The 15930-nt window shown below is 64.0% G+C and carries 14 protein-coding genes; 7 read left to right on the top strand and 7 right to left on the bottom strand.

Translation table 11 applies throughout. From position 1 onward, the window contains the following. Nucleotides 1–186: 186 nt before the first annotated feature. The 5 genes from LB519_RS23050 (at nucleotide 187) to LB519_RS23030 (ending at nucleotide 5173) form a co-directional block, all read left to right on the top strand. Entirely contained in the window at nucleotides 187–1218 is a 1032-nt protein-coding gene (locus LB519_RS23050; protein ID WP_127366918.1) for a Gfo/Idh/MocA family protein, read from the top strand. Next, a complete protein-coding gene (locus tag LB519_RS23045) occupies nucleotides 1215–2123 on the top strand; it encodes a sugar phosphate isomerase/epimerase family protein (RefSeq protein ID WP_013530991.1) in 909 nt (302 codons plus the stop codon). Before LB519_RS23050 ends, LB519_RS23045 begins: the two co-directional genes overlap by 4 nt. Nucleotides 2124–2226: 103 nt before the next feature. Further along, the gene (locus LB519_RS23040; RefSeq protein WP_013530992.1) at nucleotides 2227–3240 is read left to right on the top strand and encodes a substrate-binding domain-containing protein; all 1014 of its coding nucleotides are present in this window, start codon (nucleotides 2227–2229) and stop codon (nucleotides 3238–3240) included. 89 nt (nucleotides 3241–3329) lie between these two features. Next, nucleotides 3330–4127 carry an ATP-binding cassette domain-containing protein gene (locus LB519_RS23035; protein WP_013530993.1) on the top strand — a complete coding sequence of 266 codons (798 nt, stop codon included), beginning with the start codon at nucleotides 3330–3332 and terminating at the stop codon, nucleotides 4125–4127. Next, entirely contained in the window at nucleotides 4124–5173 is a 1050-nt protein-coding gene (locus LB519_RS23030) for an ABC transporter permease (RefSeq protein WP_027160618.1), read from the top strand. The genes LB519_RS23035 and LB519_RS23030 overlap by 4 nt, the downstream gene beginning before the upstream one ends. Before the next feature lie 147 nt (nucleotides 5174–5320). Here LB519_RS23030 and LB519_RS23025 read toward each other — a convergent pair whose 3' ends face one another. Further along, entirely contained in the window at nucleotides 5321–7921 is a 2601-nt protein-coding gene (locus tag LB519_RS23025) for an ATP-dependent helicase (protein WP_024501437.1), read from the bottom strand. Between the two features lie 91 nt (nucleotides 7922–8012). After that, nucleotides 8013–8843 (bottom strand): DUF2059 domain-containing protein, encoded by an 831-nt coding sequence (locus tag LB519_RS23020; protein WP_063172472.1) that lies wholly within the window; start codon nucleotides 8841–8843, stop codon nucleotides 8013–8015. A 194-nt stretch (nucleotides 8844–9037) separates the two neighbouring features. Between LB519_RS23020 and LB519_RS23015 the strand changes: the two genes are divergently transcribed. Continuing rightward, complete coding sequence (locus LB519_RS23015; RefSeq protein ID WP_224621284.1) at nucleotides 9038–11353, top strand: glucose/quinate/shikimate family membrane-bound PQQ-dependent dehydrogenase; 2316 nt, start codon at nucleotides 9038–9040, stop codon at nucleotides 11351–11353. 137 nt (nucleotides 11354–11490) lie between these two features. Here the strand turns inward: LB519_RS23015 and LB519_RS23010 are convergent, their stop codons facing one another. Together LB519_RS23010 and LB519_RS23005 are read right to left on the bottom strand one after the other, a co-directional pair. Next, the gene (locus LB519_RS23010; RefSeq protein ID WP_127368749.1) at nucleotides 11491–11925 is read right to left on the bottom strand and encodes a hypothetical protein; all 435 of its coding nucleotides are present in this window, start codon (nucleotides 11923–11925) and stop codon (nucleotides 11491–11493) included. A 9-nt stretch (nucleotides 11926–11934) separates the two neighbouring features. Continuing rightward, a complete protein-coding gene (locus tag LB519_RS23005; protein ID WP_084652542.1) occupies nucleotides 11935–12084 on the bottom strand; it encodes a hypothetical protein in 150 nt (49 codons plus the stop codon). A gap of 265 nt (nucleotides 12085–12349) precedes the next feature. Here LB519_RS23005 and LB519_RS23000 point away from each other — a divergent pair, with 265 nt between their 5' ends. Then, on the top strand, nucleotides 12350–13237 hold the full coding sequence (locus LB519_RS23000) for a dienelactone hydrolase family protein (protein WP_224621283.1): 888 nt from the start codon (nucleotides 12350–12352) through the stop codon (nucleotides 13235–13237). Between the two features lie 9 nt (nucleotides 13238–13246). Here LB519_RS23000 and LB519_RS22995 read toward each other — a convergent pair whose 3' ends face one another. The 3 genes from LB519_RS22995 to LB519_RS22985 all read right to left on the bottom strand — a co-directional run bounded on the left by LB519_RS22995 (nucleotide 13247) and on the right by LB519_RS22985 (nucleotide 15853). Next, on the bottom strand, nucleotides 13247–13693 hold the full coding sequence (locus LB519_RS22995) for a response regulator (RefSeq protein ID WP_024501433.1): 447 nt from the start codon (nucleotides 13691–13693) through the stop codon (nucleotides 13247–13249). Next, entirely contained in the window at nucleotides 13690–14838 is a 1149-nt protein-coding gene (locus LB519_RS22990; RefSeq protein WP_024501432.1) for a histidine kinase dimerization/phosphoacceptor domain -containing protein, read from the bottom strand. Before LB519_RS22990 ends, LB519_RS22995 begins: the two co-directional genes overlap by 4 nt. Nucleotides 14839–14944: 106 nt before the next feature. Next, the gene (locus tag LB519_RS22985; RefSeq protein WP_024501431.1) at nucleotides 14945–15853 is read right to left on the bottom strand and encodes an EamA family transporter; all 909 of its coding nucleotides are present in this window, start codon (nucleotides 15851–15853) and stop codon (nucleotides 14945–14947) included. Nucleotides 15854–15930 lie beyond the last annotated feature (77 nt).

The following is a 15930-nucleotide window of genomic DNA, read 5'->3' as shown; positions in this document are numbered from 1 at the left end:
TCCCCTTGCTTGGCTAACACCGGTAGCCGCTCAGGCCAAGGCGACAGGACGATTTTCACGAGCGGCCAATTGACATTCTACGCCTTCGGGTGTGTTCTCGTAAACGTTTACGGAAAAACGTTTACGGTCATGCCGTGGATGCCGTGACGATCGGTCTGGAGGGACCGAGCGGAGGAGGAGCGCCGGATGATCAATGCCGTCCTGGTCGGCTGCGGAGCGATGAGCAAGGCCTGGCTCGATGCCGCGCAGCAAGTCGACGGGCTCGCCATTGTCGGCCTTGTGGATCTCGATGCCGACAGGGCACGGGCGAGGGCGCAAGAATACGGCCTCACCAATGCCGTCATCGGCAGCAATCTCGACGCCGTCCTCGATCAGATCAAACCGCAAGCGGTGTTCGATGTCGTGGTTCCCGCCGCCCGGCGCGCGGTCGCGCTGTCCGCCTTTGCGCACAATTGCCATCTGCTGACGGAAAAGCCGCTCGCCGACAGTCCGGAAAATGCGCGCGCCATCGTCGAGGCCGCGCGCCGCGCCGGGCGCATCCATGCGGTCGTGCAGAACCGCCGCTATGTCGCCAATGTCAGGCGCATCCGGAGGTTCCTGGACTCCGGCGCCATCGGTGCGCCGACCAGCATCCACGCCGACTTCTTCGTCGCGCCGCATTTCGGCGGTTTTCGCGAGGAGATGACCCATGTGCTGCTGCTCGACATGGCGATCCACACCTTCGACGCCGCTCGCTACATGGTGAATGGCGAGCCGGCCGGCGTCTATTGCCAGGAATGGGAGCCGGCCAGTTCCTGGTACAGGCAGGGATCTTCGGCCAGCGCCGTCTTCGATCTCGGCGACGGCAAGGTCTTCACCTACGCCGGCAGCTGGTGCGCGGCCGGCTTCCGCACCAGTTGGGAAAGTGCATGGCGCATCGTTGCCGAGCGCGGCAGCCTCATCTGGGACGGTCATGACGATTTGAGGGCAGAAGCAGTGATGCCGGGCCGCGAGGGAATGTTCGACAAAACCCAGCCGATCGAGGTGCCGCCGCTCGATGCGTCCGATCGCGTCGGCGGCCATCTCGGCATTCTCCAGGATTTCATGCACGCCATCGAGACCGGCACCGAGCCGGAAACGCGCGGCGGCGACAACATCAAGAGCCTGGCCATGGTTTTTGGCGCCATCGAAAGCGCCGAGACCGGCCGCCGCGTGACAATCGCAGAGGAAGCACAATGACGCCGAACCCGCTTCTCGACATCCGGATCGGCACCATGGTGCGGGCCAATCTCGACGACCCGGCGGCTTACATCAAGCAGATCCTGCCGCTCGGCTTCGAGAGCATCCAGCCCTTCTTCTGGCAGACGCTTGGCGGCAAGGATTTGCCGCGGCTGGCCGGCCAGATCCGCGAGGCGATCGGCGATGCCGACGTCACCGTGTCCTCGCTCGGCGTGTTCGGCAATCCGCTGGAAGACGGCGAGGTCGATCGCGGCGTGCTCAAGGCCTGGGAGACGGTCATCGACAATGCGCATCTGTTCGGCACCTCGATGGTCAGCGGCTTCACCGGCCGCCTGCGCGGCAAGAAGCTGACCGACAGCCTGCCGCGCTTCAAGGAGGTCTGGGGACCGCTGGCCAGACGCGCCGCCGACAAGGGCGTGCGCATCGCCTTCGAGAACTGCGCGATGGACGGCAACTGGGCCGCCGGCGACTGGAACATCGCCCACAATCCGGACGCCTGGGAGCTGATGTTCAACGAAGTGCCGGACGACAATCTCGGGCTGGAATGGGAGCCCTGCCACCAGCTCGTCTATCTGATCGATCCGATGCCGCAGATCCGCAAATGGGCGCCGCGCATCTTCCACGTCCACGGCAAGGACGCGACGGTGCGCTGGGATGTCATCCGCGAGCATGGCGTGTTCGGCCGGCTGCCCTTCGTGCAAATGCGAACGCCGGGCTTCGGCGACAGCGACTGGACGCGGGTGATCAGCGAATTGCGGCTGGCCGGCTACAAGGGGGCCATCGATATCGAAGGTTGGCACGACCCGGTCTATCGCGGCGACCTCGAGATCACCGGCCAGGTGCGGGCGCTGGAATATCTCAAACAATGCCGGGGAGGGGCCAGCTACCTGCCGAACCCGATGTGAGGATCGGCCGGCGGGAGGAGCCGGCCGGGATGTCTGCAACGCACATTGCCGAAGCGAATGTCGAAACCCCTCGCTTGCGAGGACAAAAAGGGAGGATAAGTGCATGAGCATGACGATGAGAAGGACAGTTCTGCGCTCGACCGTCGTGGCCGCCGCCACGGTGCTTGCCGCTGCGATCTCCACCTTGCCCGCGCAGGCGCTCGACGCCAAATGGTGCAAGGACGTCCACATCCGTTTCTTCGTCGGCGGCGCCGAGGGCGACGCTTTCGGCACCATCGTCTACAATGGCGCCAAGCAGGCAGAGGCCGATCTGGGGCCGAAGGTCGACTACATCTTCTCCCAGTGGGACATCGAAAAGATGGTTCAGCAACTGCGCGAGGCCGTCGCGGTCAAGCCCAACGGCATCGCCATGATGGGCCATCCGGGCGACGCATCGATCATGCCGCTCGCCGAACAGGCGCACAAGGATGGCATCAAGATGATGTACCAGAACGTGCCTGTGCCGAAGGTGGTGGAAGCGTTCGGCGGCGGCTATGTCGGCGCCCAGCAGGAACAGCAGGGCCGCGCGCTCGGCGCCGAGGCGTTCAAACTGGGCAAGCTGAAGGCCGGCGACAAGGCGATCATGATCGGTCCGTTCGAAAACGAAAGTCGCGGCGCGCGCGAACGTGGCACGGTGGCGGCGCTCAAGGAAGCCGGCGTCGAGGTCATCCAGTTGTCCTCACCGCCGAGCGGCGAATGGGCGTCCGATCCCAATCTGGCCATTCCGGTGATCACCGCGGCGCTGCTCAACAATCCCGACGTCAAGGCGGTCGGCTATCCCGGCGGGCAGATGCTCGGCAATGTCTCGACCTATATGCAGGCGGCCGGACGCAAGGCGGGCGAGATCTTCAATTTCGGCTTCGACACCAGCCCGCAGATCGTCGAGGGCTTCAAGGGTGGCTGGGTGCAATTGACCGCCGACCAGCAGCCGTTCCTGCAGGGCTATCTGCCGATCCTCAGCCTCTGCCAGCAGGTTGTGCTGGGGCTGGCGCCGATGAATGTCGACACCGGCGCCGGCTTCGTCACGCCCGAAAATTACGAGATCGTCGCCGAGCTCGCCAAGCAGGCGCTGCGCTGACCTCCCAAGCCGCCGGCCGGGATCTCAGGCCCCGGCCGGCGGGACCGCTGGCGACGACGCCGGCACGAGACAATGAAAGCGAGCATCCGATGGCCGAACGCCTCATCGAACTGCGCGACATCAGCAAGTCCTATGGCCAGGTCTATGCACTGGGCGGGGTCAATCTCAGCGTCGACCGCGGCGAGGTCGTCGGCCTGCTCGGCGACAATGGCGCCGGCAAGTCGACGCTGATCAAGATCCTCTCGGGCGTGGTCAAGCCGACCAGCGGCGAAATCCTCGTGCGTGGCAAGCCGGTGACCGGGTGGAGCGCGGCGCGTTCGCGCGAGGCCGGCATCGAGACGGTGTTCCAGGACCGGGCGCTGGCCGTGCAGCAGACCATCGTTCGCAACATCTTCATGGGCCGCGAGCTGACCGGCTTCATGGGCTTTCTCAGGGTCAACAAGGAGATCGAGGAGGCAAGCCGGCTGATGCGCGAGATCGGCTTCACCTCGAAAGTGTTCACGCCGCAGTCGATCGTCGGCCAGCTTTCGGGCGGCGAACGCCAGGGCGTGGCGATCGCCCGCGCCATCTACAAGCAGGCCGAGCTGATCGTCCTCGACGAACCGACGACGGCGCTGTCGCTGACCGAGACCGCCAAGGTATTCCATTTCGTGCGCCAGGTGCGGGCGAGCGGCCGCTCGATCCTGTTCATCGGCCACAACATCCATCATGTCTTCGACATCGCCGACCGCTTCGTGGTGCTGGACCGCGGCAAGGTTGCACTGACGACCGACCGCAGCGAGGTCAAGTCGGCCGAAGATCTCATCAACTTCATGGAAGAGGTCGCGCATCCCGGCGGATTGGCCGGGCTGCACGATGCCGGCGACGCGGAGCAGAGAGCACGATGAGCAAGACCATGGAGCCCGACCTGCACGAGCCGTCCTCCGGCATTCCCCGTCCCAGTTCTCAGAAAGAATGGAGGCACCCATCCGATCACTGGATGCGCGGCTTCATCCTCGACAACCGTGCCGCGCTCGGCACGCTCGCCGTGTTCATCGTCATGATGACGGTGTTCCTGATCGCCAACCCGACCGTTTTCACCACCTGGTATCTCTACCGTTCGGTGCTGACGACGCTCCCCGTTGCGCTGTTCGTGGTGGTGCCGCTGGTCTTCGTCGTCACCTGCGGCGAGATCGACCTGTCGTTTCCGGCAACGATGGGCTTCGCCTCATGGGTCTTCGCGCTGGTCGTGCAGGCCGGCTACGATCCGTTTCTCGGCATCGCCGCGGCACTCGTCACCGGCATGCTGCTCGGCTTCCTCGTAGGCTCGCTGGTCGTCTATGGCGGGCTGTCGTCGTTGATCGCCACGCTGGGCATGAATTTCCTGCTGCGCGGCCTGATCCAGATCATCAACGAGGGCAAGTCGATGGCGCTGACCAGCCTCAGCGACAGCTGGGCCTACACGATCTTCTCCAGCCAGCTCCTGGGCATTCCGGTGCAGATCTTCTGGGCCATCGGCTTCGTCGTGCTGTCGGCGATGCTCTATAACCGCCATCGTTTTGGCGCGCAGGTGAGGGTGGTGGGTGACAATCCCGACAGCGCCCAGCAGATGGGCATCGACGTCAAGCGCGTGCGGGTGAAAGTGTTCGTCTTCGTCGGCATCGGTGCGGCGATCGCCGGCACCTTTTCGGTGATGATCAACTTCACCTGGTGGCCGACCGCCGGTGACGGCTATCTCCTGCCGGTGCTGGCCTCGGTGTTCGTCGGCGGCACGCCGACCTGGGGCGGCATCGGCACCGTCGTCGGCGGCGCCATCGGCGCGGTTACCGTGTCCTTCATCCAGACCGGCGTCGTGGCGGCGGGATTGAGCGGTTTCTATGTGCAGTTCTTCAACGGGCTGATCATCATCCTGTCGCTGCTGGGGCACAAATGGAATCAGGCGCGGTATCGGTGAGGGGCTGTTTCGTTGGCGGACCGCATGCCTTGACGATTGGCGTAGACATCAATCACTTCGTCATCCTCGGGTCTGCGCCGCGTCGCTACGCTCCTTGCTTCGCCCGTGGATGACGAAGGTGAGGCTTCCGCGGGGAAAACGCCATCTTCACACCGCAGCCACAAACCCATCCAGCACGCGTTTCTGGCCGGCTTTGTCGAAGTCGATGGTCAGCTTGTTGCCTTCGATGGCCGAGATGTTGCCGTTGCCGAATTTCTGGTGGAAGACACGGTCGCCGACGTTGAAGGCGGACGGCTTGTCGGAGACGGATTTGGCGACCAGCTCGCCGTCGATGGTGCGGCCCTTGACCGAGGTGCGGCCGGCGCCGTAGCCGCTGTCCGTCTCGCCGTAGCCGATGCGCTCGACCTGGTGGCCCGAGCGCGAGCCCCAGTTGCGGTCGGTCGCCTCGGTGCGGTTGGCCTGCGCGCGCTGCCAGCCCGGCGTCGCATAGGTGTTGGAGAAGGCGCCGGATTTTTCGCTGTCGGCGCCGACATTGTCGAAGCGCGAGGCGCCATAGGGGTTCTGCCGTCCTGCGCCCTGGCCGCCGCGGCCGGAGGCAAAGGAACCGCCGCCATAGGAATTGCCGTAGCCGCCGTAGGAGTTGCCGCTTTCAGCGACCTCGACATGGGCGTTCGGCAATTCCTCGAGGAAACGCGACGGGATCGTCGACTGCCATAGGCCATGGATCTGGCGGTTGGAGACAAACCAGATATGCAGGTTCTTCTTGGCCCGCGTCAGGCCGACATAGGCGAGGCGGCGCTCTTCCTCCAGCCCGGAGCGGCCGCCTTCGTCGAGCGCGCGCTGATGCGGGAACAGGCCTTCCTCCCAGCCGGGCAAGAAGACGGTCTCGAATTCGAGGCCCTTGGCCGAATGCAGCGTCATGATCGAGACGGCGTCGAGCCCGGCATTCTGTTCGGCGTCCATGACCAGCGCGACGTGCTCGAGGAAGGAGCGCAGCGATTCGTACTCCTCCATCGAGCGGATCAGCTCTTTCAGGTTCTCCAGCCGGCCGGGGGCTTCGACCGAGCGGTCGTTCTTCCACATGTCCGTGTAGCCGCTCTCTTCGAGAATGGTCTCGGCGAGTTCGGTGTGCGGCGTGGTTTCCAGCGCCTTCTGCCAGCGCTCGAAATTGGCCGCCACTTCGCGCAAGGCAGCGCGCGGCTTCGGCTTCAACTCGTCGCTTTCGGCGAGCTTGGCGGCGGCCTCCAGCATAGGGATGCGCAGCGCACGGGCGGTGTCGTGGATCTGGCGGATGGTGGCTTCGCCCAAGCCGCGCTTGGGCACATTGACGATGCGTTCGAAAGCGAGGTCGTCGGCGCCTTGCGCGACGACACGGAAGAAAGCCATGGCGTCGCGGATTTCCAGGCGCTCGTAGAAGCGCGGGCCACCGATGACGCGGTAGTTGAGGCCGAGTGTGATGAAGCGATCCTCGAAGGCCCGCATCTGGAAGGATGCACGGACAAGAATAGCCATGTCGTTGAGATTGTGCTTCTGGCGCTGATAGGCCTCGATGGTCTCACCGATGGCGCGGGCTTCTTCTTCGGAATCCCAGGCGGCGTGGACATTGACCTTGCCATCCTCGGGATCGTTGCGATCCGTGAACAGCGTCTTGCCGAAGCGGCCCTCATTGTGAGCGATGAGGTGGGAGGCGGCACCAAGGATGTGCGCGGTCGAGCGGTAGTTGCGCTCCAGCCGGATGATGGTGGCGCCGGGGAAATCCTTGTCGAAACGCAGGATGTTGTCGACCTCGGCGCCGCGCCAGCCATAGATGGATTGGTCGTCATCGCCGACGCAGCAGATGTTTACGGTGGCGCGGGTTTCGGCCGAAGAGCGCCCAATCTCCCCCTCAAGGGGGGAGATCGGCTTGCCTTGAGGCCTTTGCGCCAACAGCCGCAGCCACATGTACTGGGCGGTGTTGGTGTCCTGGTACTCGTCGACGAGGATGTACTTGAAGCGCTTATGGTATTCCTTCAGCACGTCCGGATTGGCGCGGAAGATGCGGATCGGGTGGCACAGAAGGTCGCCGAAATCGCAGGCGTTCAGCGTCTTCAGCCGCTCCTGATAGGCCTTGTAGAGTTCGCGGCCCTTGCCGTTGGCGAAGGCGCGCGCGTCGCCCTCGGCAATGTCGGCGGGGCCTTGCCCCTTGTTCTTCCAGCCGTCGATCATCTGGGCGAACTGCTTGGCCGGCCAGCGCTTGTCGTCCAGACCTTCGGCCTGGATCAGCTGCTTGATCAGCCGCACGACGTCGTCGGTGTCGAGGATGGTGAAGTCGGAGCGCAGGCCGGCGAGTTCGGCATGTCTGCGAAGCAGCTTCACTCCAATCGAGTGGAAGGTGCCGAGCCATGGCATGCCCTCGACATTGCCTTCGCCGATCAGGACGCCGATGCGGATCTTCATCTCGCGCGCGGCCTTGTTGGTGAAGGTCACCGCGAGGATCTGCGACGGGAACGCCTTGCCGGTGGCGAGGATGTGGGCGATGCGGGTGGTGAGCACGCGGGTCTTGCCGGTGCCGGCGCCGGCCAGCACCAGAACCGGACCCTCCGTTGTTTCAACAGCTAGCCGCTGCTCCGGGTTGAGGCCCTTCAGATAGTCGGGTGCGTTGTTGTGTCCGCTGCGGGCAGCCATGGCGCGCGCGGCGATACCCGACGGGGCCGAGGGCCGCGCATTGGGTTCGTCGAAAAAGGGCATGTCTTCGGAAAAGCCGGACATCGCCCCCGAATGTAGTGATTCGGTGGGGAAAGACCAGAACTGTCTACGTTTTGTTCCGCTAAAGTGCTGGCGGCAAGGATGTACGGGCTGTTCAGGCCTTGCGGTAGCCGAGAGCGACGAAAAATCGCTGCCCTAACGAACGCGCCTCATCGGTCATCACGGCGCCGAGTGCCGTCTGCATCCGGTCGTAGTAATGGCTGCCCGCAGGGGACGCGAGAAATGCCGCGTAAAGCCTGAGATCGTCGAGCGACAAGTCACGATAGGCGAAAGCATTTCCTTCCATGATCCCCTTTTCGGCTTTTTCACGAAGGTTGCCGGCCTGCTTATGCACCAGCACCATTATCTGCTGATCCGATAAAGGCTGCCCGGCTGCCGCGAGCATTCCCGAAACCATCGCATAGCCCATGTTCAATGCGATCGCTTCAGCCATGTCCACGGCGCTGGTATCGTCGACGATTTTCCGGTACAGCGCGAGCCGTGCCGGATCTCCCGCCTGAAGTCCTCCAAGGATTTTCGGACCTTCGATCTTCTTGCGCCCCACGGCTTGCGGATCGGACGCTTGGATCTCCAGGGCTGTGACCCGCCTGCCCAATGGTGAATCGAAGAAAGCAGCCAGATCGGTGAGATCGACGGGCTGCAACCGGCCCGTCATCCGCGCCTCTACGGCTTTCTCCATCCTGTCAGCGTCAAAAGCGCCTTCAGCGGCGGCGGACAAGGCTTCCTTGACTTTTTCCGGCCCCGGCACGGATTTGATGCCGGCGACTATGCTTGGGCCGAGGCCGGCCAGCATCTCGTGGAAGCCGCTTGCCTTGTTGATCTCCTCGAGCGTTTGTGCCGACGCCGGTTGACTGCCAGCCATAAGCACGACGAAGCCGAACAGCGCGCCGGCAATGCGCATCCATGGCGGAAAGACGAAGGGCATGACTCGGTCTACTCCACGGTGATGCTGCGACGGAGACTGCTCGATAACCCGACCGCAGGCAAGATGAATTGCCACCTTGGCGTGTGGGCCAGCTTGACAGGCGGGGCGGGCAGGAGAAAGCTGTGCGCAGGGCAGGAACGGGACATCGGGCTGTCCTTGGCGTGGCAAAGCGCAACAGTCGAAGGAGTATCATCTTGGCTGTCACCATCACCTCCCTCATTCTTTTCCTCATCGGCCTGGCACTCGGCGGCGGCGGCATCCGCCTGGCGATGCTGGGCGGCAGCTGGTACTATGTCGTTGCTGGCTTTGCCTTCCTGATCGCCGCCTGGCTGCTCTACCGGCGCCGGTCCACCGCACTGTGGCTCTACGCGGCGATCGTGCTCGGCACGCTGGCCTGGGCGGTCTGGGAAACCGGCTTCGACTGGTGGGAACTCGGGCCTCGCGGCGGCGTCATCGTGCTTCTCGCTTTGTGGCTGCTGACGCCGTGGGCGAGGCGGGGTCTTGTCGGCCCTGACGCACGCGCGCCGCTGATCCTTGCCGTGCTGGCATCACTGGCCGTCGCCGGTTATTCGATGACTTCGGATCCGAAGGACATTGCCGGCGAACTCGGCACCGACAAGGTGGTCGCCAACGCCAATCTCGGCAATGACGTGCCGGCCGGCGAGTGGCACTATTACGGCCGCACGCAGTTCGGCCAGCGCTATTCGCCGCTCGACCAGATCACACCGGACAATGTCGCCAAGCTGCAGCCTGCCTGGACCTACCAGACCGGCGACGTGAAAGGACCGGACGATGTCGGCGAGACCACCTATCAGGTGACGCCGCTGAAGATCGGCGACACGCTCTACATCTGCACGCCGCATAATTTCGCCATCGCCATCGATGCCGCGAGCGGCAAGGAGAAATGGCGCTTCGATCCCAAGGTCAAGCTTGACAAGGACCGCCAGCACCAGACCTGCCGCGGTGTGGCCTATTACGCCGATGCCGCCGGCGCCGCCGGCCAGCCCTGTGCGACCCGCGTCTACCTGCCGACCTCGGATGCGCGGCTGATCGCGCTCGACGCCGCCAACGGGCAGATCTGCCCGGCTTTCGCCGAGGGCGGCACGCTGAACCTTCTGACCAACATGCCCTATCCGAAGTCGGGCTATTATTACTCGACCTCGGCACCGCTGATCTCAGGCGGCAAGATCATTGTCGGCGGCGCGGTCAACGACAATTATTCGACACAGGAGCCGTCCGGCGTCATCCGCGCCTACGACGCTGCCACCGGCGCGCTGGTGTGGAACTGGGATTCCGGCAATCCGGACCAGACGACGCCGCTGCCGGCCGGCCAGACCTATACCGCCAACTCGCCCAACATGTGGTCGACGCCGAGCGCCGACGAGAAGCTCGGCCTGCTCTACGTGCCGCTCGGCAACCAGACGCCGGATCAGCTCGGCGCCGGGCGCAGTGCCAATGTCGAGAAGTTCTCGTCGTCGATCACCGCGCTCGACCTCAACACCGGACAGGTGCGATGGGTGCGGCAGACCGTGCACCACGATCTCTGGGACATGGACGTACCGGCGCAGCCGAGCCTGATCGACATCACCAAACCCGACGGCACGGTGGTGCCGGCGCTGGTCGGACCGACCAAGCAGGGCGATCTGTATGTGCTCGACCGCCGCAGCGGTGAGCCGGTCATCGCGGTCAACGAAGTGCCGGCGCCCGGCGGCGCGATCGAAGGCGACCACACATCGCCGACGCAGCCGGTCTCCGACCTCACCTTCATGCCGAAGCCGCTGACCGGCGCCGACATGTGGGGCCTCACCATGTTCGACCAGTTGGCCTGCCGGATCGAATTCCAGGGCCTGCGCTATGAGGGTCGCTATACGCCGCCTTCCGTCCAGGGCTCGCTGATCTACCCCGGCAATTTCGGCACCTTCAACTGGGGTGGCGTCGCCGTCGACCCGGTCCGGCAGGTGCTGTTCGGCATGCCGACCTATCTGGCGTTCAAGTCGCAGTTGATCCCGCGCGATCAGGTGCCGCCGCCGGACGAAGGGCGGGGCAGCGAACAGGGGCTGAACCGCAACGAGGGCGCGCCCTATGCGGTGGTGATGGGACCGTTCCTGTCGCCGCTCGGCATTCCTTGCCAGGCGCCGCCCTGGGGCTATGTCGCCGGTGCCGATCTCAGGACCGGCAAGATCGCCTACAAGCACCGCAACGGCACCGTCTACGACATGACGCCGCTGCCGCTGCCGCTGAAGGTCGGCGTGCCCGGCATCGGCGGGCCGATGATCACCGCCGGCGGCGTCGCCTTCCTGGGGGCCGCAGTCGACGACTACCTGCGCGCCTACGACCTGACATCGGGCAAGCAGCTGTGGCAGGCGCGGCTGCCGGCCGGCGGGCAATCGACGCCGATGACCTATACGGTCGCCGACGGCCGCCAGTTCGTGGTCATCGTCGCCGGCGGCCACGGTTCGGTCGGCACCAAGCCTGGTGACTATGTGATGGCCTACGCGCTGCCGAAGTAGGGGCGACAGGGTAACGCGATCTTTCAGAGGTCGCGCCGCCCCTCATCTGTGCCGGTATCTTTTCCCCGCATAGTGACGGGGAAAAGTGCCCGACTGGGCGATGAGGGGCGGGAATCTTCCGATCGGCCCGTTGTCGATCAGCCAATCCCCAAATGACCCTTCAGGCTGGGCACCGAGCCGAGCACCTTGTTGGTCAGGTCGGGGCCGGCGGCGGCTTCGGCCTGCTGGATCAGCGTCGCGCCGGCCTTCTGGATCTGCGCCATGTCGAGCCCGGATGCCTTGAGCGCGGCGATGCCGTTGATCAGCGCGCCGGCCTTCTCGCCGAGAACGCCGCCAAGCGCGCCCTGCAACGACGACAGAAAACCGCCACCGCCGGCCGGAGCGGCGGCCATGACGTCATATTGATGGGCGAGGTCGTCGGCGCCGGGGATCCTGGCGAAGAACGCCGAGGCGCTGGTGCCCTCCGCCTCGTGTTCGAGCACCGAGAAAATGGTGCCGACGACTTTCTCCGTCGTCGCCTGGTCGAGGCCCGCCTTCTGCGAAACGGTGTTGACGATGTCCTGGACGTTCATGGCGTCACCTCAACCCTGGGTTTTCGTGTTGCGGTTCCGCTCAGTGCGGACCCTGATCAACGATAGTCTGCCTGCATTCACAACCATCGAGCGCAGGGCCAAAGCGGCGGCCACCGCAAGGACGACCGCGCTGGCGAGGATCGGGGAAGGCATGGTCATGGTCTCGCTTCCTTCTGGGTCTGCACGCGGTCAAGATACCGTCGATAGCCACCTTCCTTCACGATTGTGGCAGCGCCAGCAGGATTTATCGCCAATGACTAAAAAGTGATGACACGGCCGCGCATGGGCACCGGCTTTGCTGCCCGGACGCGGCCGGCGGCATACGCCTGAGGCGATCGACGGCAGCGATGAGTGCTCGACTGGATGATGCCGGCTTGGTCCCTATGTAGCTGGGAATTGAAGCCCGAAGCAGAGGAGCCCATCCATGACGAGACCCGACGCCAAGCCCACCATCACCCAGGCGATGATCGACGCCTATGACGAGTACACGCATCTGACGCTCGATCGCCGCCGGTTCATGGAGCAGTTGACCCGGCTTGCCGGATCAGGTGCGGCGGCGGCGGCGATCGCGCCGCTTCTGGCGGCCAATTCGGCGCAAGCAGCAATCGTCGCCGACAACGATCCGCGCGTGAAGGGCGAGGACATCAGCTACCCCGGCGGCAGCGGCGAGATGAAGGGCTATCTGGTCAAGCCGGCGAACCAGGCGGGCAAGCTCGGTACCGTCATCGTCGTGCATGAGAACAGGGGGCTCAACCCGCATATCCGCGATGTGGCGCGGCGCGTGGCGCTGGAAGGCTTCGTGGCGCTGGCGCCGGATTTTCTGTCGCCGCTCGGCGGCACGCCGACCGACGAAGACAAGGCGCGCGACATGTTCGGCAAGCTCGATCCGGCGCAGACCATCGCTGACGGTGTTGCGACCGTCGCTTTCCTCAAGAGCGACAAGGACGGCAACGGCAAGGTCGGCGCTATCGGCTTCTGCTGGGGCGGTGGCACGGTCAACATGCTGGCCGTCAACGCGCCCGATCTCAGTGCCGGCGTTGCCTATTACGGCATGCAGCCGAAGGCCGCCGATGTATCCAAGATCAAGGCGGCCTTGCTGCTGCACTATGGCGGACTCGACGAGCGCATCAATGCCGGCATCGACGCCTTCAAGAAGGAACTCGACGCGGCGCATGTCGACTACACGGTCTATGTTTATGAAGGCGCCAACCACGCCTTCAACAACGACACGTCGGCGGCGCGCTACGACAAGAAGGCGGCTGACCTCGCCTGGGGCAGAACGATCGCCTTCCTTCGGGAAAAACTGAAATGACTTCAGCTGTCATGCCGCCGGCGCCCAGGCGGTTTCGAAGGCCGGCGACAGGGTGAAGCCGGCCGGCCGCGCCGAAACGGGGGGCGGGCGGCGCACGCCTTCCTGCAGGTACCGCAACGCCGACGTCAGCCCGTTCATCGTGTAAGGCTTGGCTATGACGCCGATCGCGCCGGCGAAATGATCGGGGATGCGCTTCGGATTGGCGGTCATGAACACCACCGTCGAACTCTTCCTTTCGCCTATGTACTTGGCCACGTCGATGCCGGACGGCCCGTCACTCAGATGGATGTCGACAAAGACGATGTCGGCTTCGGTCGCATCCGCCATGGCCATGGCTTCCGTCGAAGAGGTCGCCCAGCCGACGACGCTGTGGCCGGCGTCCTCGACAAGGCTCTCCAGCTCCATTGCCAGCAGCGCTTCGTCCTCGATGATCAGGACCTTGAGCGGCTCAATCATGACACATTCCCTTTTTCCTGAGGTTCGTTCGGGATCGAGATAACGACCTTCGTGCCGGGGCCGGTGTCGCGCCATTCGATCTCGGCATGCAACTGGCGGGCGAGCGATTTGATCAGCCGCATGCCGAACGAGGCATCGCCGTTGGCGTCGGCCATGCCGACGCCGTCGTCCGACACCTCGATATTCAAATGGCCGTCGGGCTGGCTCATTTTGATGCCCAGGCGGCCGGCCGACATTCCGTCGGGCTTGGACTTGAAGGCATGCTTGAGAGCATTGGTGACGAGTTCGTTGACCATCAGAGCGACGGGCGTTGCCTTTTCCGCGGAAATGACGATCGGTTCCAGGTCGAGAGCCGGACTGATCTCAGAGCGCCCCGACGCCGTCAGCAGGTCTGTCACCAGATCCTTGGCGAAATCCGCCACATCGAACTTGCTGACGTCCTTCGACTGATAAAGCCGCCGATGCACGGTGCTCAGGGCTTCGATGCGCTCCAGCATGGTGGTCAACGAACGCCTGATCGCTTCGTCCCGTATGGTCCGCCGCTGCATAATGATGAGGGAAGAGATCATCTGCAGGTTGTTTTTCACCCGGTGATCCACCTCATGCAGCAAGGTGGTCTGCGCCTCGAGGGCGGCTTCCAGTTCCGCGGTGCGTTCCTTCACCGCCTTTTCGAAGCGGTCCTTGTCCGCGTTAATGCGACTCTCCGATTGTTTGCGATCCGAGACGTCGAGCTGCGATGCGAAAAAGAACTGCAAATCGCCTTTGTCGTTCGAAACGGGGCTGATGTAGAGCGCGTTCCAGAAGGTCGAGCCGTCCTTGCGGTAGTTCAGGATATCGACGCTGACATCGGTTTCATCCTCGATCGCCGCGCGTATCTGTTCGACAGCGGCCTTGTCGGTCTTCGGTCCCTGCAGGAAGCGGCAGTTCCTGCCCAGAACCTCATGACGCTCATATCCGGTCAGTCGCAGGAAAGCGTCATTGGCGAACACGATAGGATTGTCCTGCTGTCGGGGATCGGTAATGATCATCGACATGCGGGTGGCGCGGATAGCCGCCGCGAACGGATCGCCCTTGCCGTGCTCGACATGCAGATCGTCCGTCATGTGCCATGCGTCGGCAGGCTCCCTGGTCCGTTTCCATTCCATTCTGTCACTCCAAGCCATTTTCGCGGGTGACAACGGATCAGACGCCGATTTGGTTCAATCTTGAGCCTTCCTGTCGCAGTTCGTACCTAGAATCAGGCCTCCGGAGTTAGCCGGCCGATGCCGGCTTGTGGAAGGCGACGCCGGCGACCACCAGCGCAATGCCGAGGCAATCGATAAAACTCGGAATCTGGCGCAGCACGACGACGCCGATCAGCGTCGCGGTGACCGGCAGCAGCGACAGCATCAGCGCGAAGCTCGCGCGTGGCAGCCGCGACATGGCGAGCTGGTCGCAGATGTAAGGAATGACCGACGAGCAGATGCCGACGCCGATGGCGGCGAGCAGCAGCGGCAGTGAGAAAAAGGCCGGCAGCGCATCGGTGAAGCCGATCGGCAGCACGACGATGAAGGCGATCGCCATGGCAGCACCCAGGCCGGCGATGCCGCTGCCGGCGCCTGAAGCGGCGACGCGATGGCCGAGTACGATGTAACCGACAAACAGCGCCCCGTTGAGGATGGCCCAGAACAGCCCGATGGGATCGTCGGACCATCTGACATCGATGAGCAGCAAGGTGCCGGCGACGGCGATGGCAAGGGCGGCGAGATTGCGCGTGCTCCTGAGGCCGATCGCCGCGACGCCGATGATGCCGACGAATTCGATCGCCGCCACCAGCGAGATCGGCAGTCGGTCGAGCGCCAGGTAGAACGAACAGTTCATCACCGCCAGACAGGCGCCGAAGGCCAGCAACAGCAGCCGCGTCGTGCGATCGGCGCGTGCGAAGCTTCGCCATGGACGGGTCAGGGGTGCGAAGATGAGTGCTGCCGTGGCGATGCGCAGCCACGCCATGCCGAGCACGCCGACATGCGGGAAAAGCAGCACGGCGAAGGCCGGCCCGAGATAGTGGAAGACGGCGCTGACGCCGAACCAGACATGCGGCGGCAGTTTTTCCGTCAGCTTGCCCAGCGTGAAGTTGCCCGGGGCAGGGGTCGCCGCGAGAGCTTGCGTTTGATCATCCATCGGATCAGTATCGCAGGCAGATTTGCCTATTTATATAGATGATGATTAGCTCTTTCGGCTATCTTTCTCCCGGAATA

Source organism: Mesorhizobium sp. AD1-1 (assembly GCF_020164655.1).
In the GTDB taxonomy this organism is placed as follows: domain Bacteria; phylum Pseudomonadota; class Alphaproteobacteria; order Rhizobiales; family Rhizobiaceae; genus Mesorhizobium; species Mesorhizobium ciceri.
This window is presented reverse-complemented; position numbering and strand designations above follow the sequence as displayed.